This is a genomic window from Sphingomonas pokkalii (assembly GCF_003096275.1).
Classification (GTDB): Bacteria; Pseudomonadota; Alphaproteobacteria; order Sphingomonadales; family Sphingomonadaceae; genus Sphingomonas; species Sphingomonas pokkalii.
The window spans coordinates 217,717-237,997 of sequence record NZ_QENQ01000001.1 but is presented as its reverse complement, the minus strand read 5'-3'; the positions used below and the strand labels follow the sequence as shown (position 1 = coordinate 237,997).

Here is a 20,281-nt window from a genome sequence, read left to right as displayed (position 1 = left end):
GCGGGGAGTATACTCCGGCCTAGCCGGCACGGGGCAAACGAGGGAAATTCATGAAGAACACGCAACTGAAGCTGCGGGGGGGGATTGCCTTATCTGCAGTCGTCCTAGCGGGGATGCTTACGGCGTCTCCTGCCCTGGCCCAGGATACGGTACCGCAGACGGATGAAACTGCGCAAGGCTCGCAGGATATTGTGGTCACCGGATCACGCATCCCGCAGCCGAACCTGACCTCCACGGCACCGGTTACGGTTGTTTCGAGCGAGGATATCAAGGCGCAGGGTGTGACTCGTGTCGAAGACATGCTGAACTCGCTGCCGTCCGTCGCCGCCAGCCAGGCAAGCTCGCTCGCCAATGGTGCAACCGGCACCGCCACGGTCGACTTGCGCGGCCTTGGCACCAGCCGCACGATGACGCTGGTCAACGGTCGCCGGCTGATGCCGGGCACCCCGGCCCCCGGCGGCGGGTCCGCTGCCGACATCAACATCATCCCGGCGGCGATGGTGAAGCGCGTAGAAGTGCTCACCGGCGGCGCATCGTCGACGTACGGCGCGGATGCCGTTGCGGGTGTCGTCAACTTCATCTTGGATACCGACTTCGAAGGGTTCCGGGTCGACGGCCAATACAGTGTCTATCAGCATAGCAATCGCAACAAGCTCACCCCGCCGTTGCTGAACGCGCGGACAGCCGCCGGGCAGAAGGGCTTCGACTATCCGACGGGTAGCGTCGTCGATGGTGGCGCGTTCGACAGCACCGTGGCGTTCGGAACCAAGCTGGGCGACGGTGGTCACGCCATGGCCTATTTCGGCTATCGCAAGGTAAAAGCCGTTACGCAGGCGAAGCGAGATTACAGCGCTTGTACGATCCAGAACAACGGCGCCGGCCGTCCCCAGTGCGGCGGCTCGCTGACGTCCGGCAACGGCACGGCGATTCTGTTCGATCCGCGGCTCAACACCAGTTCGTCGACCGTATACACGTTCATGCCGAACGGTGGTTTCGAGAATACGACGACCCGCTTCAACTTTGCTCCGACCAACTATTTTCAGCGTCCGGATACGCGCTTCACTGCCGGGGCCTTCGTGAACTATGAGGTCGAGGACGCGTTCAAGCCGTATCTCGAGTTCATGTTCATGGATGATCGCACGGTGGCGCAGATCGCGCCGTCGGGCGATTTCGGCAACACGCTGACGGTCAATTGCGACAATCCGCTGATGAGCGCGGCGCAGCGTTCGGTGATTTGCGCATCGGGCAACCTTATCAATGGCTTCCTGGGCGATTTCCCGCTTGCAGCAGCGGCACCATATAACCCGAATCCCGGTGCGGCTCCGGTTACCTTCTTCGATCCGCGCACCGGCACTCCGTATAACCGCGCGTTCATGCAGCTGTTGCGCCGCAACACCGAAGGTGGCCCGCGTCAGGCCGATCTGCAGCACACCAATTTCCGCGGTGTGCTCGGCGCCAAGGGGGACCTGTCGCCGGTCTGGAGCTACGATGCTTCCTATCAATACGGTCGGGTCAACTACTCGCAGACCTATCTGAACGAGTTTTCGGTCGCACGTTTGACCCGTGCGCTCGATGTCGTCGATGATCCCCGCGTTCCGGGCGTCAATCCTGTCTGCCGCTCGGTCCTCGACGGCAGCGACGCGGCGTGCGTGCCTTATAACGTGTTCGCTGGCCCCGGCCAGGCTAGCCCGGCATCGGTGGCCTATCTGTCGGCCACCGGCTTCCAGCGCGGCAACACCACCGAGCAGGTGGCGAACGTTTCGTTCACTGGCGATCTCGGCCAATATGGGGCGCGCCTGCCCTGGGCTACCGACGGCATCGGCGTCAACCTTGGCGTCGAATGGCGTCGCTCGTCGCTTGATCTGCAGACCGACAGTGCCTTCCAGGCTGGCGATTTGACCGGCCAGGGCGGCAAGACGCTGCCGATCTCCGGTAATTTCCGCGTCTACGAATTCTTTGGCGAGACGCAGATCCCGATTGTGCAGAATGGCTTTGTCGAAGCGTTGTCGCTGAATGCTGGCTATCGTCGCTCGTCGTACAAGACGAGCCGTGACAACAAGTTCGATACCGATACCTACAAGGTTGGCATCGATTTCGCGCCGGTTTCGGATATTCGTTTTCGCGGTACGTATAACCGCGCCGTCCGTGCACCGAACCTGCAGGAGCTGTTCTCGACGGCGACGGTGGGTCTAAACGGCTCGGTCGACCCATGCGCGGACATCGGCCCGATCACTGCAACCAATTATGGCTGCCGTGCGCAGGGTATCGCTGTCGGGCAGGGCGTGACGGGCAATCCAGCCGGCCAGTATAATGGCCTGATCGGGGGCAACCCGAACCTGCAGCCGGAAATCGCGACGACCAAGACGGTCGGTCTCGTGTTCCAGCCCAGCTTCGTACGGGGCCTGGCGGTCACGGTCGATTACTTCGACATCAAGATCAAGAACGCGATCCGCGCTTTCGGTCAGGACGCAATCCTGCAGGATTGCGCAAAGGCAACGGCGACGTTCACGCCAGCATCGTGCGCGTTGGTACGTCGTGACGCAGCAGGTTCGCTGTGGTTGACTCCGGGCGGCTTTGTTTCGGATCTGCCGAACAATGTCGGTTCGCTGCAGAACAAGGGCATCGAAGTCGGTGCGAGCTACGCCGTTGGATTGGGGTCGCTGGGCCGCCTGTCGTTCAACATGCAGGGCACTTATCTGGATAGCTATCGGGTCGATAACGGCTTGAGCAAGCCCTATGATTGCGCAGGCTATTACGGTTCGACGTGCAGCATCGGCGGCACCACCAATGCCGGTGCGCCGCTGCCGAAATGGCGGCATAAGCTGCGCACCAGCTGGCAGGTGAACCAGACCGTCGGCATTTCGGCGCAGTGGCGTTACATCGGTGCGATCCACTCGCAGGCGACGAGCCCGGATGAAGCGCTGAAGGGGGCTTTCGCGTTCGACCCTGGCAGCCGCCTCAAGCCGTATAACTATATCGACCTGATGAGCACGGTGCAGATCGGTAAGACCTACACGTTCCGTTTGGGCGTAAACAATCTGTTCGATCTGGAGCCGCCGCTCGTTACGTCCGGCAACGCCGGCCGTGCGGGTTCGAACCAGTGCCCGACCGGGCCCTGCAACGGCAACACCTATCCGGCGACCTATGATGCGCTTGGCCGCTATATTTTCGCCGGCGTGACGCTCAACTTCTGACGCGAGCGATTACGGTTCTTCTCGGGGCGGTCGGCGGGTTGCCGGCCGCCCCACTTGTTTTCCGGCTTGCGATACGCGCACAAGGGACTGCCATGAAATCAGCCGCTTCCTCATCTGCACTTGAATCCCCTGCGCTCCGTCAGGCGATGGGCCTCGCCCAATCCGGCGATCTGGTTGGGGCGCGGGCGTTGGCGGAAGCGGCGTTGCCGGCAAGCCCGGATCCGGCGCCGCTCCGTGCGTTTCTCGGCATGGTTTGCGCTAGGCAAGGCGCATTGGAAACAGCGGCGATACACCTAGAGGAGGCCAGCCGTTTGCGGCCGGAGGATGTTACCATCGCCTGTAATCGTATCGCGATCGAAATCGATCGCGGCCGCCATGCCGAGGCGTTCGGCATCGCGACCATGGCACGGGCGGCGGCGGACCCGTCCTTGCGGATCGCGCGGTATCGCGGCTTTGTCGCGCAGACACTGTCTCGGTTCGAAGAGGCGGTGGAAGCCTATGCATTCGTCATCGCGCGGATGCCGAACGATGTCGATAGCTTGAACAATCTCGGCAATGCTCGTTCCGCCGTCGGGGATCTGGAAGGCGCCCTTTCGGCGCTGGAGCGCGCGGTCGCGCTGGACCCTGCGGCCGCGCCGACGCGGCTCAATCTGGCGCTCACCTATCGGGCGGCAGGCAGAATGGCTGAGGCCGAAGCCGCTTTGCGGAATGCGGCACGTGACTTTCCCCAAGACCCTCGGCCGCTGCACGAACTGTATATCCTGTTGAAGGAGCAGGCGCGTCACGAACTTGCGTTGGAGGCGCTGGAAGCGGCAGCCGATCGCGATCCCGACGATATGGGGATGCAGCTCAAGCTCGCCATTGAATATGGCATTCTGATGGAAACGGACAAGGCCGAACAGGCCTATCTCCGCGTCTTGGCAAACCGCCCACAGGAGGCGTTGGCCTATTTGGGGCTTGCGATCCATTATGAACATCACAATCGGGGCGACGAACTGGCACCGCTTCTCGAGCGTGCCGCCGCCAACGCCATCGACGCGGGAACGCGCGCTTTCTTGGCTGCACTTGATCATCGTCGCGCCGATCGCTTTCAGGAAGCGCTCGATTGCTTAGAGCGCGTCCCAGCGGAGATCGAACCTGAACGCACCGCCCATCTGCGTGCGATGGTGCTGGATCGCCTCGGCCGGGCGGACGAGGCATTTCACTGGATCGAAGAAACCGGGCGGCTTCATGCGGGGCATGAATCTGCGCCGTTATCTCGCGCCGCGCAATTGCGGGCCCAGGTACGCGGTGAGATCGGCAGGATGCAATCCGATTGGGCGCGGGGCTGGACGCCAGACCCAGCCTTCACCGAGGCAGATCCGGTCTTTCTTCTGGGCTTTCCGCGGTCAGGGACAACGTTGCTGGACACGATCTTGATGGGCCATCCCGACACGATGGTTCTGGAAGAAAAGCCTGCACTGAACGCCGTGGAGGATGCCATCGGTGGAATGGAGGCGTTGGCGGCGATGGACGAAGGCGCCGTTCGTGCGGCCCGTGCACATTATTTTGCCGAAGTGGAACGGTATGGCGCGGCGCCCGCAGGGCGGATGCTAATCGATAAGTCGCCCCTCTATCTCTACAAAGTGCCCCTGATCCGCCGGCTTTTCCCGCAGGCGCGGATCATCCTGGCGCTTCGCCACCCGTGCGACGTTCTGCTTAGCTGCCTTATGAGCAATTTTCGGCTGAATCGGGCTATGTCGAACTTCCTGCGGCTCGAGGACGCTGCGGATTTCTACGATGCGAGTTTTGCGCACTGGGAGCGAGCGCAAGCATTGCTCGGCGTGCCGACACGCTCCGTCGTCTATGAACGGCTTGTGCAAGACGTGGAGGCGGAAGTGCGTCCGCTATTCGATTGGCTGGGGCTTTCGTGGACGGCCGAAGCGCTCGACCATCGGCGTACAGCGCGTGAACGTGGTCTCATCACTACCGCCAGTTATTCGCAGGTTACCGAACCGATCTACCAGCGGGCTGCGGGGCGTTGGCACCGCTATCGGGATCATCTCTCGTCGATCTTTCCGGTGATCGCGCCGTGGGCGAAGAAATTCGGATACGAACTATAGTATCGTACGGCATGTCTTAGTGAGTCGTGGATTGGGGAGAAATTGTGTGAACAGCAATCGTCTGGTTTGGGGGGCTGCGGCGCTGGTAGGGTTGCTGTCGATGGGCGTGGCTGCGGCGCAGCAGCCCGATACGGCGACGAAGAAGCCGGAGACGTCGACGCGTGGCGCGCGCGATCCGAACGAAATGGTCTGCGTGAAGGAAGAGGTACTTGGAAGCCGGTTGCAGAAGCGCAAGGTCTGCCACACCCGCGCGCAATGGGCTGAACTTCGTCAGTCTGACCGGCAGAATATCGAGCGGGTGCAAACGGGGAGCTGTCAGCCCAATGGCGGCTGCTGACTTTCGCTTGCTCGGGGTAGGAGGAAGGGCTGTTATAGCCCTTCCTCCGGACCTTCATTCTACGCGTAGCGCCAGTGCCCCGTCGCCTTCGTCGACATGCACCGTAGACCCGTCCTTCACCGCGCCGCGCAGGATCAGGTCGGCCAGCGGATCCTGTAGATAACGCTGCACCGCGCGCTTCAGCGGTCGCGCGCCGTACACCGGGTCATAGCCCACCCGGCCCAGCCACTCGCGCGCTGCCGGGGTGAGGTCGATCGTCACCTTGCGGTCCTTGAGCAGCTTGCCCACACGGCCGACCTGGATGTCGACGATCGGCGCCATATGGTCCGCGCCCAGCCGGTGGAACAGGATGATCTCGTCCAGCCGGTTGAGGAACTCGGGGCGGAAATGCGCCCGCACCACGTCCATCACCTGCGGCTCGACTTCCTCCACCGGATGGCCATCGGCCAGGTTGGTGAGGAACTGGCTGCCCAGGTTCGAGGTGAGGATCACGATCGTGTTCGAGAAGTCCACCGTGCGGCCCTGGCCGTCGGTCAGGCGACCGTCGTCCAGCACTTGGAGGAGGATGTTGAACACGTCGTTGTGCGCCTTCTCCACCTCGTCGAACAGCACCACCTGATAGGGGCGCCGCCGCACCGCTTCGGTGAGGACGCCGCCTTCCTCATACCCCACATAGCCCGGCGGGGCGCCGATCAGCCGCGCGACCGCGTGCTTCTCCATGAACTCGCTCATGTCGATGCGCACCATCGCGTTGGGATCGTCGAAAAGGAACTCGGCGAGCGCCTTGGTCAGCTCGGTCTTGCCCACGCCCGTCGGCCCGAGGAACAGGAAGGAGCCGAGCGGTCGGTTCGGATCCTGCAGCCCTGCACGGCTGCGGCGCACGGCGGTGGAGACCGCCTTCACCGCATCGGCCTGGCCGATCACGCGCTTGCCGAGCTGTTCCTCCATGTGGAGCAGCTTCTCGCGCTCGCCCTCGAGCATCCGCTCCATCGGGATGCCGGTCCAGCGCGCGACCACCCCGGCGATGTCGTCGGCGGTCACTTCCTCGCGCAGCATCGCGCCCTTGGTGACGTTCTGCGCTTCGTCGAGCTGGCGGGTAAGCTGGGGGATCACGCCATAGGACAGCTCGCCGGCGCGCGCGAGGTCGCCCGCACGCTGTGCCTGGTCGAGTTCGATCCGCGCCTGGTCGAGCTGGGCCTTGATCGTCGCCTCGGCGTTGATCTTGTCCTTCTCCGCCTGCCAGCGGGTGGTCAGCTCGGCCGATTGCTGCTCAAGATTGGCGAGATCCTCTTCCAGCGTGGCGAGCCGGTCGCGCGAGGCCTCGTCGGTTTCGCGCTTCAGCGCCTCGCGCTCTATCTTGAGCTGGATGATCCGCCGGTCGAGATTCTCGATCTCCTCGGGCTTGCTCTCCACTTCCATGCGGATGCGGCTCGCGGCCTCGTCCATCAGGTCGATCGCCTTGTCGGGCAGGAAGCGGTCGGCGATGTAGCGGTTGGAGAGCGTCGCGGCACTGACGATCGCCGCGTCGGTGATCCGCACGCCGTGGTGCAGCTCATACTTCTCCTTGAGCCCGCGCAGGATCGAGATCGTGTCCTCGACCGTCGGCTCGCCGACGAACACCGGCTGGAACCGCCGCTGGAGCGCGGGGTCCTTCTCGACATGCTTCTGATACTCGTCGAGCGTGGTGGCACCAATGCAGTGCAGTTCGCCGCGCGCGAGCGCGGGCTTCAGCAGATTGCCGGCGTCCATCGCGCCCTCGGCCTTGCCGGCGCCGATCAGCGTGTGCATCTCGTCGATGAACAGCACGACATGGCCCTCGGCGGCCTTCACCTCATCGAGCACGCCCTTCAGCCGCTCCTCGAACTCGCCGCGATATTTGGCACCCGCAATCAGGCTGCCCATGTCGAGCGCCATCAGCGTGCGGTCCTTCAGCGTATCGGGCACGTCGCCATTGGCGATGCGCAGCGCGAGGCCTTCCGCAATCGCGGTCTTGCCGACGCCGGGTTCGCCGATCAGCACGGGGTTGTTCTTGGTGCGGCGGGCAAGGATCTGGATCGTGCGGCGAATCTCCTCGTCGCGGCCGATCACCGGATCGAGCTTGCCGGCGCGCGCCGCCTCGGTCAGGTCGCGGGCGAATTTCTTCAGCGCGTCATAGCGATCCTCGGCCGAGGCGGTGTCGGCGGTGCGGCCGCCGCGCATGGAACTGATCGCGGTGTTCAGCGCCTCGGGCCTGGCGTTCGCGGCCTGCAGCGCCTTGCCGGCAGCCGTGTTGAGGCTGAGCGCCAGCGCGACGAGCAGGCGTTCGACGGTGACATAACTGTCGCCGGACTTCTGCGCGATCGTCTCTGCCTGGTCGAGCACGCGCACCAGGTCGTTATCAAGGCCGGGCGTCGACTGCGCGCCCGAGCCGCTGACGGCGGGGATCTTGGAAAGGGCGAGGTCGGTCTCGCTCAGCGCGCGCTTGGCGTCGCCGCCCGCCGCCTGGATCAGGCCGCTGGCCATGCCCTGCTCGTCCTCGAGCAGCGCCTTCAGAAGATGTTCGGGGCTGATCCGCTGATGGTTCATGCGGATCGCCACGGTCTGCGCCGATTGCAGGAAGCCCTTGGCGCGTTCGGTGAATTTCTCGAGGTTCATGCCTGATCCCTGTTCGAATGTGACCAGCAGATAGTGTTGCAATTGGGCAACACAAGGGGGCAATCTTGCGTGCCAGCCGGATCATCGCATCGCTGCCCCCTCCCGCAAATGCGGAGATTTCCGCGTGTTTACGGCTTCGTCACCGGAATGTCGCGCAGCTGCCATCGTTCTGCAACGGCAACAGCCAAATGTTGCAACGCAGCGCGCGTAGCCGCCGCGAAGCACGGGCACTGGGCCTGGTGCTTTCCAAGGGGTTCATGCGCATGCGCATTCGTATGCTCGCCGCCGGCCTGCTTGCCGGCACGTCGTTCTTCGTTTCCGGCGCGGCCTTCGCGCAGACGACCACCGCCGCCGTGCTGCCGGATACCGACACCGCAGGGGGCAGCGACGAAATCGTCGTGATCGGCAAAGGCGAAACCCGCCAGATCCAGACGCTGACGCAGAGCGACATCGCGCTGCTCGCGCCGGGCACCAGCCCCTTGAAGGCGATCGAGAAGCTGCCGGGCGTCAATTTCCAGGGCGCCGATCCGTTCGGTGCCTATGAATGGGCGGGCCGCATCTCGATCCGCAGCTTCAACCAGAACCAGCTGGGCTTCACGCTGGACGGCATTCCGCTGGGCGACGCCAGCTACGGCAACGTCAACGGCCTGCACATCAGCCGCGCGATCATCAGCGAGAATATCGCCGAGACGCGCGTGTCGCAGGGTTCGGGCTCGATCGACACCCAGGCGACCAACAACCTTGGCGGCACGCTCGAATTCCTGTCGAGCGATCCCAAGGAGACGCTGGGCATCGACGTCAACGCCACCGGCGGCAGCAACAATTTCTGGCGCGTGTTCGGCCGGCTCGATTTCGGCGAGCTGACCCCGGGCGGCACCCGCGCCTACCTCTCCTACCTCCACTCGGATACCGACAAGTGGAAGGGCTGGGGTTCGCAGCGCATCAACCAGGTCAACGGCAAGATCGTCACCCCGCTCACGCCGGAGCTGCGCGCGGTGGGCACGTTCGACTTCTCCGATCGTCGCGAGAACGACTATCAGGATATGTCGCTCAATATGATCAAGCGTCTCGGCTATGGCTGGGACAATATCTCGAACGACTATGCCAAGGCGATCCTGGTTTCGGATATCGGTGCGAACAATCGGTACACCGGTGTGGTCCCGACGAACCCGGGTGCCGGCACGGTCTATCCCGCGCCGTTCCTCAACCCGGACGACGCCTATTACAACGCCGCCGGCTTGCGCCGCGACTATCTCGCGTCGGCAGGGCTCGAGACGACCAGCGATTCGGCGATCCATGGCGTGCTGAAGGGCTATTACCACAACAATCACGGCCAAGGCCTGTGGTACACTCCCTATCTCGCCTCGCCCAACGGCGTGCCGATGTCGCTGCGCACTACCGAATATGACATCCGCCGCGGCGGCGTGTTCGGCAATATCGGCACCAAGATCGGCGCCAACGACATCACCGTGGGCGGTTGGTACGAGCGGAACAATTTCCGCCAGGCGCGGCGCTTCTACGCACTGGATAGCCGCACCGATCCGGGCCGTGACAGCCTGGAATTCCAGAGCAACCCCTTCGCCACCCAATGGTATTGGCGCTACCAGACCGACACCGTCCAGTATTTCGTGCAGGACAAGATCGAGCTCGGCGCGCTGACCGCGAACCTGGGCTGGAAGGGCTTCGCTGTCACCAATCGCGCGACGCCGATCGTCGCGGGCGGACTGGCCGGCGGCAAGATCAAGGTGACGGACTGGTTCCAGCCGCATGTCGGCCTGAACTACCGCGTTACGCCGAACGCCGAACTGTTCGCCGGCTTCACGCAAGTGACCCGCGCCTTCGTGTCCGCGGCGACCAGCGGTCCGTTCGCGACGACGCAGGCCGGCTTCAACGCGCTCAACAACGGCGCGACCAAGCTCAAGCCGGAAGCCTCGGATACCTATGAAGTGGGCGGCCGTTTCCGCTCCGGCATCTTCACCGGCTCGCTGGCGGGCTATTATGTCAACTTCCGCAACCGCCTGCTGGCGGTGACGACGAGTGCCGGCATCGTCGGCAACCCGGCGATCCTGCAGAATGTGGGCGACGCGCGCTCGATCGGTGTCGAGGCGACGGGCGATGTGCGCCTGCCGATGGGCTTCGGGCTGTTCGGCTCGTACAGCTACAACGACTCGACCTATCGCGACAATGTCACCACCGCGACGGCGGTGATCCCCACCAAGGGCAAGACCGTGGTCGATTCGCCGAAGCACATGCTGAAGGGCGAAGTGACCTGGACCGGCCAGGGCTTCAACGCCCGCGTCGGCGCCAACTATATGAGCAAGCGCTACTTCACCTACACCAACGACCAGTTCGTGGACGGCCGCGTGGTGGTGGATGCGACGCTGGGCTACAAGTTCGACCTTGGCGGCCGCAAGCTGGAGCTGCAGGGCAATGTCACCAACCTGTTCGACAAGAAGTACGTATCGACGATCGGCACGAACGGCTTCGGCAACAGCGGCGACAACCAGACGCTGATGATCGGCGCACCGCAGCAGTTCTTCCTGACGCTGAAGGTTGGCCTCTAAAGGCTGCCGGAGGGGAAAAAAAGGGGGGCGGGGCACCAAGTGCTCCGCCCTTTTTTCTTTTCGTCATCCCGGCTTTCGCTTGGATGACGGCGCGAGGGGTCAGCCGGTCACGATCGGGTAGGTGATCCGCAGCTCGTCGAGCAGCTTCTCCACTGCGGCGACGTCGCCCGCCGCGCCGCTGGGGGCCAGCGACCAGTTGCAGTGCGGGTGCGTCTCGGCGTCATAGACGCGCACCTTGCCCAGCACCGTCTTCCAGCGCCGCACGGTGCCGCCATGGCGGCGGACGAGCTGCGCGACGATGCGGTCGATCAGGTCGGCGGCGGTCATCAGGCCCCGGCGGCCGTGAGGCGATCAAGCTGGTCGTGGGTGAGTTCCACGTCCCAGGCGCCGATCAGTTCGTCGAGCTGCGCGATGCTGGTCGCGCTGGCGATCGGCGCGGTGACGCCGTCCTGCGCCGCCAGCCAGGCGAGCGCGATCTGGGCGAGGCTGGCGCCGGTCTCGGCCGCAACCTCGTCCATCACCGCCAGCATCGGGCGCCCTTTCCCGGCGAGCAGCTTGGCCATGCCGCCGCCGCGCACGCTCTTCGAAAGATCGGCTTCGCTGCGATACTTGCCGGTGAGGAAGCCCGAAGCGAGGCCATAATAGGGGATCACCCCCAGATTATGGGTGATGCACAGGTCCTGCAGTTCGCCCTCGAACTTGCGGCGGCTGACCAGGTTATATTCGGGCTGGAGCACGCGGAAGTGCGGCAGGCCCTCCTTCGCCGCCAGATCGAGCGCCGACTTGAGCCGCATCGCATGGAAGTTGGATGCCCCCAGCGCGCGGACCTTGCCCGCGTCGATCAGCTTGCCGAACGCCGCGAGATAGTCCGCCTGGGCCACGTCCTCATCGTCCTGATGCGCGAAATAGAGATCGATCGTCTCGACGCCGAGCCGCCGAAGCGAGGCTTCGGCCGCCGCCGCGATGCGCGCCGGGGCCAGCTTCTCGCCGCCTTCGCCGGGCAACATGCCGACCTTGGTGGCGATCAGCACCTGGTCGCGCTTGCCCGAGCTGCGCAGCCACTCCCCGATCACGCTTTCGGATTCGCCGCCCTGATGGCCCGAGACCCAGGCAGAATAGACATCGGCGGTGTCGATCATCACTCCGCCGCGCTCGGCGAAGCGATCGAGGATGCGGAAGCTGGCGGCCTTGTCGGCGGTCCAGCCGAAGACGTTGCCGCCGAGAACGAGCGGCGTGATCTCAAGACCTGAGGCGCCGAGCGGGCGAAGAGGCGGCATTGGCATGCTCCGGGAAAGGGGGAAGGCTGGGCAAACGCCTCAATCGACGATCTCGTTGCCGATCGCTGTCGTGTTGCCCGTATAGGCATTTTCCGCATCCGCGAACGCGGCGTCTTCGGCTGCGTTCACATCGGCCACCGCGTCGCCCATCGTGTTGCTGTCGCCGGCCATCGCCTCATTGGCTTCGGCGGCTTCGTTCTTCGCCTGGTTGCCGCAGGCCGCAAGGGCGGTGAGCGCAACGGCGGCGACGGGGAGGAGGAGAAGCTTGCGCATGGAAAGGGGTTCCTTCACGGGGTTTGGGCTCGGGCTAGCCAGAGCCGCAAACGCACGCAACCGCGCAGCGATGCGTTGACCAGATATAAAGATATCTTTATATCTCTATCCCACCCATGACCGAACCTCTCGCCATCTTCCGCGCGCTTGCGGATTCGACCCGGCTGCGGATCGTCGCGCTGCTGCGCGCGATGGAGCTGAGCGTGGGGGAACTGGCGCAGGTGTTGGGGCAGAGCCAGCCGCGCGTCTCGCGCCATGTGAAGATCCTGTGCGACGCCGGCGTGGCCGAGCGCCGCAAGGAAGGCAGCTGGGTGTTCGTGGCGCTCGGCCGGCAGGCGGTGACCGTTCCGGTGCTGGCGGCACTCGATGCCTGGGAGATGGCGGGTGACCCCTGGGTGGTCGCCGATCAGGCGCGGCTCTCGGCGGTCCGTGCAGACCGGGCCAGTGCTGCGGAAAGCTGGTTTGAGGCGAATGCCGGCCAGTGGGACGCGATCCGCTCGCTCCACGTCGCCGAGAGCGAAGTCGAGGCGGCGATGGGGGCGGCGCTGGGCGAAGGGTCACTCGGCACGCTGGTCGATATCGGCACCGGTACCGGTCGGATGCTCGAGCTGTTCGGGCCACGCGCCGCGCAGGCGCTGGGGATCGATCGTTCCTCCGAAATGCTGCGGCTGGCGCGCGCCAAGCTCGCCGATCTCGGCCATGCCGAATTGCGCCAGGCCGATCTCTATGCGCTGCCCTTGGCGGATGGCGCTGCGGATACTGCTATATTGCATCATGTGCTCCACTTCGCACAGCAGCCGGCGGCGGCGATCGGCGAGGCCGCACGCGTGCTCGGCCCCGGCGGGCGGCTGCTGATCGTCGATTTCGCGCCGCACGAGCGCGAGGAGCTGCGCACCCGCGATGCGCATGCGCGACTGGGGTTCTCGGACGAGCAGATGCTCGGCTGGTTCGATCGCGCCGGGCTCGCCCCGGTGCAGGTGCAGACGCTGGAAGGCGGCGCACTGACGGTGAAATTATGGCTCGGTCGCAAGACCGGGGAGAGCGTGGAAAAGGTGAAGGCGGCATGAGTATCGTAGACCCCATGGCACCGCCCCTGTTCGCCGATGTGGCGGGCGATGTGGCGGTGAGCTTCGAATTCTTCCCGCCCAAGACCGAGAAGATGGAAGAGACGCTTTGGGCCTCGATCGAGACGCTGTCGCCGCTCGGGCCCCGGTTCGTGAGCGTCACCTATGGCGCCGGCGGCACGACGCGCGAGCGCACCCATGCCACGGTCTCGAAGATCGCGCGCGAGACGCCGCTGGCTGCTGCCGCGCACCTGACCTGCGTCGAGGCGACCCGCGAGGAGATCGACCAGATCGCCGAGGAATATTGGGCGGCGGGCGTGCGGCATATCGTGGCGCTGCGCGGCGATCCGCCGCGCGCCGGCGAGAAGTATCGCACCCATCCCGGCGGCTATGAGAATGCGGCCGATCTCGTCGCGGGTCTGCGCCGGCTCCACCCGTTCGAGATTTCGGTGAGCGCCTATCCCGAATGCCACCCGGATTCGCCGAGCCCCGAGGCCGATCTCGACAACCTGAAGCGCAAGATCGACGCCGGCGCCAACCGCGCGATCACCCAGTTCTTCTTCGAGGCCGAGACCTTCCTGCGCTTCCGCGACCGCGCAGCGGCGGCGGGGATCGATGCCGAGATCGTGCCGGGCATCATGCCGGTGATGAACTATGCCAGCGTGGTGAAGATGTCGGCGATGTGCGGGACGGACGTGCCGGCCTGGATGGAGAAGGCGTTCGAGGGGCTCGACGACCATCCGGCGGCGCGGCAGCTGGTTTCGGCGACGCTTGCGGCGGAACTGTGCCGCAAGCTCTATGCGGGCGGGGTGCGGCAGTTCCACTTCTACACGCTCAACCGCGCCGAGCTGAGCTACGCGATCTGCCACCTGCTGGGCCTGCGCCCGCGGCAGCAGGCGGCGGTAGCGGCGGCCTGATCTTTTGAACCCCCTCCCGCGAGCGGGAGGGGGCAGGGGGTGGGCCCACGCTCACCACCTGATGCATCGCTCGTGGATGGCGGGGGCCCACCCCCCAACCCCCTCCCGCACGCGGGAGGGGGAGAGGAATTTGACATGACTGCACGCGAGAAACTGCTGGGCGAAGCCGCCAAGCGCATCCTGATCACCGACGGCGCGTTCGGCACCGAGATCCAGAACTGGAAGCTCGACGAGGCCGCCTATGCCGGCACGCTGGGCCTTAGCCACGATCAGAAGGGCAACAACGACATCCTCGCGCTGACCAAGCCCGAGGTGCCCGGCTCGATCCACCGCGCCTATTTCGAGGCCGGCGCCGACATCGCCGAGACCAACACCTTCTCCGCCAACCGGATCAGCCAGGCCGATTACGGCGCCGAGCATCTGGTCCGCGAGATCAACATCGAGAGCGCGAAGCTCGCCCGCAGCATCGCCGACGAGTATGAGGCCAAGGACGGCCGTCCGCGCTTCGTTGCCGGCGCACTCGGGCCGACCAACAAGACGCTGTCGCTGAGCCCCGACGTCAACGATCCCGGCTATCGCGAGATCGACTTCGATTACCTCAAGGACGTCTACCGCGAGCAGATCGACGCGCTGGTCGAAGGCGGCATCGACTTCGTGCTGATCGAGACGGTGTTCGACACGCTCAACGCCAAGGCCGGCATCATGGCGGCGATCGAAGCGGGCGAGGCGCTGGGCCGCGACCTGCCGATCATGCTGTCGATGACGCTCACCGACCTGTCCGGCCGCAACCTCTCCGGCCATACGGTCGAGGCCTTCTGGCACGCGGTGCGCCATGCCAAGCCGGTGACGATCGGGCTCAACTGCTCGTTCGGCGCCGAGCAGCTCCGCCCGCATGTGAAGACGCTGTCGGCGCTCTGCGACACGCTGATCATGGTGTACCCGAACGCCGGCCTGCCCAACGAACTCGGCGCCTATGACGAGCTGCCGGCGACCACCGCCGGCCTCGTCAAGGAATGGGCCGATGCGGGGCAGGTCAACATCCTCGGCGGCTGCTGCGGCTCGACGCCCGCGCATATCGGCGCGATCGCCAAGGCGGTGCAGGGGCTCAGCCCGCGCAGCATCCCCACGCCGGAAGTGCGCACGCGGCTCGCCGGCCTCGAACCGTTCACCATGGCGGCGTGACTTCTCTCCCCTCCCGCGTGCGGGAGGGGTCGGGGGTGGGCGCCCGCTCGCCTCCAGCGATACGGCCCGTGGATAGCGGGCGCCCACCCCTAGCCCCTCCCGCAAGCGGGAGGGGGATGAGTTTTGATCATGACCACGCCTTCCTCCACCAACTTCGTCAATGTCGGCGAGCGCACCAACGTCACCGGATCGGCCCGCTTCAAGAAACTGGTGATGGCCGGCGACTATCCCGCCGCGGTCGAAGTCGCGCGCCAGCAGGTCGAGAACGGCGCGCAGGTGATCGACGTCAACATGGACGAGGGCCTGCTCGACGCCGTCGAGGCGATGACCACCTTCCTCAAGCTGATCGCCGCCGAGCCGGACATCGCCCGCGTGCCGGTGATGATCGACAGCTCCAAGTGGGACGTGATCGAGGCGGGGCTCAAGTGCGTCTCGGGCAAGCCGATCGTCAACTCGATCAGCATGAAGGAAGGCGAGGAGGCGTTCCTTGCGCACGCCCGCAAGTGCATGGCGTACGGCGCGGCCGTGGTCGTCATGGCCTTCGACGAGGTGGGGCAGGCGGACACGCAGCAGCGGAAGGTCGAGATCTGCGAGCGCGCCTACAAGCTGCTCACCGGCATCGGCTTCCCGCCCGAGGACATCATCTTCGATCCCAACGTCTTCGCGGTGGCGACGGGCATCGAGGAGCACAACAATTACGGCGTCGACTTCATCGAGGCGTGCCGCGAGATCAAGAAGCGCTGCCCGCACGTCCATATCTCGGGCGGCCTGTCGAACCTGTCGTTCAGCTTCCGCGGCAACGAGCCGGTGCGCCGGGCGATGCACAGCGTGTTCCTCTACCACGCGATCCCCGCGGGCATGGACATGGCGATCGTCAACGCCGGCCAGCTCGACGTCTATGACGCGATCGACCCCGAGCTGCGCGTGGCGTGCGAGGACGTGGTGCTCAACCGCGATCCCGATGCCGGCGAGCGGCTGGTGGCGCTGGCCGAAAAGTATCGCGGCACCGATGCGGTGGCCGAGAAGCAGGCGGCCGAGTGGCGCAGCTGGCCGGTCGCCAAGCGGCTCGAGCATGCGCTGGTCAAGGGCATCGATGCGCATGTCGTCGAGGATACCGAGGAATGCCGTCAGATCTTCGCGCGCCCGATCGAGGTGATCGAGGGCCCGCTGATGGACGGCATGAACGTCGTCGGCGACCTGTTCGGTTCGGGCAAGATGTTCCTGCCGCAGGTGGTGAAGTCCGCCCGCGTGATGAAGAAGGCCGTCGCCCACCTGCTCCCCTATATCGAGGCGGAGAAGGAAGAAGGCGCCAAGGGCAAGGGCAAGATCGTGCTCGCCACGGTGAAGGGCGACGTGCACGATATCGGCAAGAACATCGTCGGCGTCGTGCTCCAGTGCAACGGCTTCGACGTGGTGGACCTGGGCGTGATGGTGCCCTGGTCGACCATCCTCCAGGCGGCGATCGACAACGATGCCGACATGATCGGCCTGTCCGGCCTGATCACCCCCAGCCTCGACGAGATGGTGACCGTCGCCGAGGAAATGCAGCGCGCGAACATGACCATGCCGCTGCTGATCGGCGGGGCGACCACCAGCCGCGTCCACACCGCGCTGCGCATCGACCCGGCCTATACCGGCCCGGTGGTGCATGTGCTCGACGCCAGCCGCGCGGTCGGCGTGGCGACGGCGCTGGTCTCCGACACCCAGCGCGATCCGTACGTCGCCAAGGTGGCGGACGAGTATGAGCATGTCCGTGCAGCCCGCGCCGGCAAGGGCCAGAGCGAGCTGCTGCCGCTGGAAGACGCCCGCGCCAACGCGTTCGAGGCCGACATGAGCCTCAAGCCGGGCAAGCCGCGCATGCCGGGCGTCCACACGTTCGACGACTGGGACCTGAAGGACCTGCGCGACTATATCGACTGGACGCCCTTCTTCCGCGCCTGGGAACTGGCCGGCAACTATCCCGCGATCCTCACCGATGAAGTGGTCGGCGAAAGCGCGACCTCGCTGTTCGCCGACGCCCAGAAGATGCTCGACAAGATCATCGCCGAGCGCTGGCTCACCGCGCGCGGCGTCGCCGGGCTGTGGCCGTGCCGCCGCGAGGGCGACGACGTGATCGTGCATCTCGAGAACGAGAGCCATGTCCGCCTGCCGTTCCTGCGCCAGCAGATCGCCAAGCGCGAGGGCCGGGCGAACATGTGCCTGGCCGACTTCATCGATCATGATGGCGACTGGATCGGGGGCTTCGCGGTCTCGATTCATGGCATCGAGCCGCACCTCGCCCGCTTCAAGGCGGCGATCGACGACTATTCGGACATCCTGCTCAAGGCGCTGGCGGACCGTCTTGCCGAGGCGTTCGCGGAGCGGCTCCACCAGTTCGTCCGCACCGCGCTGTGGGGCTATGCCGAGGGTGAGCAGCTCGACAATGACGCGCTGGTCCGCGAGCAGTATCGCGGCATCCGCCCGGCGCCGGGCTATCCGGCCTGCCCCGAACACAGCCTCAAGCCGATCCTGTTCGACCTGCTGGGCGCCCACAAGCGCACCGGCATCAGCCTCACCGAGAGCTTCGCGATGCTGCCCACGGCGGCGGTCTCGGGCTTCTATTTCGGGCACCCCCAAGCCGAATATTTCGGCGTGGCGCGCGTCGGGCCGGACCAGCTCAAGGACTATGCCGTACGCCGCGGCATCAGCGAGGAACTGGCGGCGCGCTATCTGCGGCCCAATCTGGACTGAGCCGGCGGGGTGCCGGTCGCGCACTCCCCACGGCTGACCCAAGGGGTGGTTGCGGGTGGAGACGCGGTGCGGCAGCGTGTCCGGGCATGTTCTTCGATGAGAATCGCGTCTGGCCGCGGCCCGAGCCGCCGAGACCCATGCCCGCCCCGCCGGGCCGCCGCGAGCGATTCCTGACGCGGATGTTCCTGATCTATGCGCTGATCCTGCTGGTGCTGCCGGTCAGCGCCAGCGGCATCGCCGATCTGTTGCGGGCGATTCTGGCGCTGTTCTGAGCCGTGCGGCAGGTTGCCGAAGGTTGCGCGAAGTTGAGGAAGTTCAGGCGAATCGCATCTTTGCGTGCGCGGCACCGGAAGCACATGCCGTTCGACGGTTTCAAAGACTATCGAACATATTGGGAGCGACACAGCCTCTACAAGGCGTCCGAATGCCCCTGCGGGCTGGTCACAGCGTCGCGGAGAGGGGCAGGAGGTGATCGCAGGTGAGGGGGGCGAGGGGTAGCGCCGCCGCCGCGATCCGATCGACCCAGATGGCCTGTTCGATTTCGGCCTGGATGGCGGCTGTGCCCCGCATCCGCACATGGAAGGTTTCCGCCTCGACGATGTGGCCGGGCTCGTTGGCGGCCGGGGCGGTGAAGCGGCCGAGATAGCGGGCATCGTCTGCTTCCAGCACCAGGCCGATCTCTTCGTGAAGCTCGCGCTGCAACGCATTGAGCGGGGTTTCCCCGGCCTCGATCTTGCCGCCGGCTTGCATGAACCAGGCGGTGCCCGTCTTGCGGACCAGCAGCAGGCGGCCTGCATCGTCCAGGATCAGCGCGGCGGCGATGCGGATCGTGCGGGCTTGGGGAGGCATGGGGTGGGGCTTTTTCGGTTAGGTCTGGGCTCGGGCGCACGCCGCCCCTGCAAGCAGGGAGGGCGTGCGCAAACACCAATGCGACCGCCTTGGCGCGGGGATCGTTACTCCGCCGCGATGCCGGCCTTGGCGAACATGTCGCCTTCGATCGCATCCTCGTTGGCGATGGTGCTGGTCTTGGCCTGGCGGCGCTTGTCGAAGCTGTCCCACACCTCGTTCCAGTTGCCGCGCGTCGCTGCCTTCGAATATTCGGTCGCCCGCGTCTCGAAGAAATTGGCGTGCTCCACGCCGTTGAGCAGCGGGGCGAGCCAGGGCAGGGGGTGCTCGTCGATCATGTAGATCGGCTTCAGGCCCAGCTGGCCAAGGCGCCAGTCGGCGATGAAACGGACGTACTTCTTGATGTCCTTCGGCGTCATGCCGTTCACCGGGCCCATCTCGAACACCAGGTCGATGAACGCGTCCTCGATGCGGACGGTCTTCTGGCACATGTCCAGAATGTCGTCGCGCACGCTCGGCGTCATGCAGTTCCGCTCCTTGCAGAAGGTGTGGAACAGCTTGATGATGCCTTCGCAGTGCAGGCTCTCGTCGCGGATCGACCAGGTGACGATCTGGCCCATGCCCTTCATCTTGTTGAAGCGCGGGAAGTTCATCAGCATCGCGAAGCTGGCGAACAGCTGCAGCCCCTCGGTGAAGCCGCCGAACATCGCCAGCGTCTTGGCGATATCCTCGTCGGTGTCGACGCCGAAGGTGGCGAGATAGTCGTGCTTGTCCTTCATCTCCTTGTACTGGAGGAAGGCGCTGTATTCGGTCTCGGGCATGCCGATCGTGTCGAGCAGGTGGCTGTACGCCGCGATGTGCACCGTCTCCATGTTGGAGAAGGCGGTGAGCATCATCTTCACCTCGGTCGGCTTGAACACGCGGCCGTATTTCTCGTGGTAGCAATCCTGCACTTCCACATCGGCCTGGGTGAAGAAGCGGAAGATCTGCGTCAGCAGGTTGCGCTCGTGATCCGACAGCTTCTGCGCCCAGTCGCGGCAATCCTCGCCCAGCGGCACTTCCTCCGGCAGCCAGTGCACCTGCTGCTGGCGCTTCCAATATTCATAGGCCCAGGGATATTCGAAGGGCTTGTAGGTCTTGCGGGCTTCGAGAAGCGACATC

At 65.1% G+C, this 20,281-nt stretch carries 15 protein-coding genes and 1 pseudogene; 10 read left to right on the top strand and 6 right to left on the bottom strand.

The features are described 5' to 3' along the window. Positions 1–50 precede the first annotated feature (50 nt). The 4 genes and pseudogenes from DD559_RS01125 to DD559_RS01115 all read left to right on the top strand — a co-directional run bounded on the left by DD559_RS01125 (position 51) and on the right by DD559_RS01115 (position 5,633). On the top strand, positions 51–3,194 hold the full coding sequence (locus tag DD559_RS01125; protein WP_116467574.1) for a TonB-dependent receptor domain-containing protein: 3,144 nt from the start codon (positions 51–53) through the stop codon (positions 3,192–3,194). Positions 3,195–3,286: 92 nt separating this feature from the next. After that, positions 3,287–3,508 (top strand): annotated as a pseudogene (locus tag DD559_RS20435) (hypothetical protein); the annotation flags it as partial. A gap of 87 nt (positions 3,509–3,595) precedes the next feature. Continuing rightward, on the top strand, positions 3,596–5,296 hold the full coding sequence (locus DD559_RS01120; RefSeq protein ID WP_240610071.1) for a tetratricopeptide repeat-containing sulfotransferase family protein: 1,701 nt from the start codon (positions 3,596–3,598) through the stop codon (positions 5,294–5,296). Between the two features lie 46 nt (positions 5,297–5,342). Next, the gene (locus DD559_RS01115) at positions 5,343–5,633 is read left to right on the top strand and encodes a hypothetical protein (protein ID WP_133243754.1); all 291 of its coding nucleotides are present in this window, start codon (positions 5,343–5,345) and stop codon (positions 5,631–5,633) included. A gap of 54 nt (positions 5,634–5,687) precedes the next feature. Here DD559_RS01115 and clpB read toward each other — a convergent pair whose 3' ends face one another. Beyond that, complete coding sequence (gene clpB / locus DD559_RS01110; RefSeq protein ID WP_116470631.1) at positions 5,688–8,267, bottom strand: ATP-dependent chaperone ClpB; 2,580 nt, start codon at positions 8,265–8,267, stop codon at positions 5,688–5,690. Between the two features lie 257 nt (positions 8,268–8,524). Here clpB and DD559_RS01105 point away from each other — a divergent pair, with 257 nt between their 5' ends. Continuing rightward, the gene (locus DD559_RS01105) at positions 8,525–10,831 is read left to right on the top strand and encodes a TonB-dependent receptor domain-containing protein (protein ID WP_206364546.1); all 2,307 of its coding nucleotides are present in this window, start codon (positions 8,525–8,527) and stop codon (positions 10,829–10,831) included. 99 nt (positions 10,832–10,930) lie between these two features. Here DD559_RS01105 and DD559_RS01100 read toward each other — a convergent pair whose 3' ends face one another. Genes DD559_RS01100 through DD559_RS01090 form a run of 3 tightly spaced genes read right to left on the bottom strand, consistent with a single transcriptional unit; the run spans position 10,931 to position 12,381 of the window. Further along, positions 10,931–11,158 carry a hypothetical protein gene (locus DD559_RS01100; protein ID WP_010543862.1) on the bottom strand — a complete coding sequence of 76 codons (228 nt, stop codon included), beginning with the start codon at positions 11,156–11,158 and terminating at the stop codon, positions 10,931–10,933. Continuing rightward, the gene (locus DD559_RS01095; protein ID WP_116467571.1) at positions 11,158–12,108 is read right to left on the bottom strand and encodes an aldo/keto reductase; all 951 of its coding nucleotides are present in this window, start codon (positions 12,106–12,108) and stop codon (positions 11,158–11,160) included. Before DD559_RS01095 ends, DD559_RS01100 begins: the two co-directional genes overlap by 1 nt. 39 nt (positions 12,109–12,147) lie before the next feature. Then, positions 12,148–12,381 carry a hypothetical protein gene (locus tag DD559_RS01090; protein WP_116467570.1) on the bottom strand — a complete coding sequence of 78 codons (234 nt, stop codon included), beginning with the start codon at positions 12,379–12,381 and terminating at the stop codon, positions 12,148–12,150. 116 nt (positions 12,382–12,497) lie between these two features. On the opposite strand from DD559_RS01090, the gene DD559_RS01085 reads away from it, so the two are divergent. The 5 genes from DD559_RS01085 (at position 12,498) to DD559_RS20235 (ending at position 18,546) form a co-directional block, all read left to right on the top strand. After that, positions 12,498–13,448 carry an ArsR/SmtB family transcription factor gene (locus DD559_RS01085; RefSeq protein WP_116467569.1) on the top strand — a complete coding sequence of 317 codons (951 nt, stop codon included), beginning with the start codon at positions 12,498–12,500 and terminating at the stop codon, positions 13,446–13,448. Between the two features lie 14 nt (positions 13,449–13,462). After that, positions 13,463–14,362 carry a methylenetetrahydrofolate reductase gene (gene metF / locus DD559_RS01080; protein ID WP_116467568.1) on the top strand — a complete coding sequence of 300 codons (900 nt, stop codon included), beginning with the start codon at positions 13,463–13,465 and terminating at the stop codon, positions 14,360–14,362. Positions 14,363–14,497: 135 nt separating this feature from the next. Continuing rightward, positions 14,498–15,544 (top strand): homocysteine S-methyltransferase family protein, encoded by a 1,047-nt coding sequence (locus DD559_RS01075; RefSeq protein WP_116467567.1) that lies wholly within the window; start codon positions 14,498–14,500, stop codon positions 15,542–15,544. A gap of 129 nt (positions 15,545–15,673) precedes the next feature. Next, the gene (gene metH / locus DD559_RS01070) at positions 15,674–18,274 is read left to right on the top strand and encodes a methionine synthase (RefSeq protein WP_116467566.1); all 2,601 of its coding nucleotides are present in this window, start codon (positions 15,674–15,676) and stop codon (positions 18,272–18,274) included. Between the two features lie 137 nt (positions 18,275–18,411). Further along, positions 18,412–18,546: a hypothetical protein gene (locus DD559_RS20235; RefSeq protein ID WP_276308170.1), complete on the top strand. Its 135-nt coding sequence runs from the start codon at positions 18,412–18,414 to the stop codon at positions 18,544–18,546. Positions 18,547–18,715: 169 nt separating this feature from the next. Here DD559_RS20235 and DD559_RS01060 read toward each other — a convergent pair whose 3' ends face one another. After that, positions 18,716–19,123 carry an NUDIX hydrolase gene (locus tag DD559_RS01060; protein ID WP_116467564.1) on the bottom strand — a complete coding sequence of 136 codons (408 nt, stop codon included), beginning with the start codon at positions 19,121–19,123 and terminating at the stop codon, positions 18,716–18,718. 104 nt (positions 19,124–19,227) lie between these two features. Beyond that, complete coding sequence (locus DD559_RS01055) at positions 19,228–20,280, bottom strand: ribonucleotide-diphosphate reductase subunit beta (protein WP_116467563.1); 1,053 nt, start codon at positions 20,278–20,280, stop codon at positions 19,228–19,230. Position 20,281: the final 1 nt, after the last annotated feature.

Coding starts and splice junctions, on each gene's coding strand:
- DD559_RS01125 (WP_116467574.1), top strand. CDS start 51: ATGAAGAACACGCAACTGAAGCTGCGGGGGGGGATTGCCTTATCTGCA.
- DD559_RS01120 (WP_240610071.1), top strand. CDS start 3,596: ATGGCACGGGCGGCGGCGGACCCGTCCTTGCGGATCGCGCGGTATCGC.
- clpB (WP_116470631.1), bottom strand. CDS start 8,267: ATGAACCTCGAGAAATTCACCGAACGCGCCAAGGGCTTCCTGCAATCG.
- DD559_RS01105 (WP_206364546.1), top strand. CDS start 8,525: ATGCGCATGCGCATTCGTATGCTCGCCGCCGGCCTGCTTGCCGGCACG.
- DD559_RS01100 (WP_010543862.1), bottom strand. CDS start 11,158: ATGACCGCCGCCGACCTGATCGACCGCATCGTCGCGCAGCTCGTCCGC.
- DD559_RS01095 (WP_116467571.1), bottom strand. CDS start 12,108: ATGCCGCCTCTTCGCCCGCTCGGCGCCTCAGGTCTTGAGATCACGCCG.
- DD559_RS01090 (WP_116467570.1), bottom strand. CDS start 12,381: ATGCGCAAGCTTCTCCTCCTCCCCGTCGCCGCCGTTGCGCTCACCGCC.
- DD559_RS01085 (WP_116467569.1), top strand. CDS start 12,498: ATGACCGAACCTCTCGCCATCTTCCGCGCGCTTGCGGATTCGACCCGG.
- metF (WP_116467568.1), top strand. CDS start 13,463: ATGGCACCGCCCCTGTTCGCCGATGTGGCGGGCGATGTGGCGGTGAGC.
- DD559_RS01075 (WP_116467567.1), top strand. CDS start 14,498: ATGACTGCACGCGAGAAACTGCTGGGCGAAGCCGCCAAGCGCATCCTG.
- metH (WP_116467566.1), top strand. CDS start 15,674: ATGACCACGCCTTCCTCCACCAACTTCGTCAATGTCGGCGAGCGCACC.
- DD559_RS20235 (WP_276308170.1), top strand. CDS start 18,412: ATGCCCGCCCCGCCGGGCCGCCGCGAGCGATTCCTGACGCGGATGTTC.
- DD559_RS01060 (WP_116467564.1), bottom strand. CDS start 19,123: ATGCCTCCCCAAGCCCGCACGATCCGCATCGCCGCCGCGCTGATCCTG.
- DD559_RS01055 (WP_116467563.1), bottom strand. CDS start 20,280: ATGTCGCTTCTCGAAGCCCGCAAGACCTACAAGCCCTTCGAATATCCC.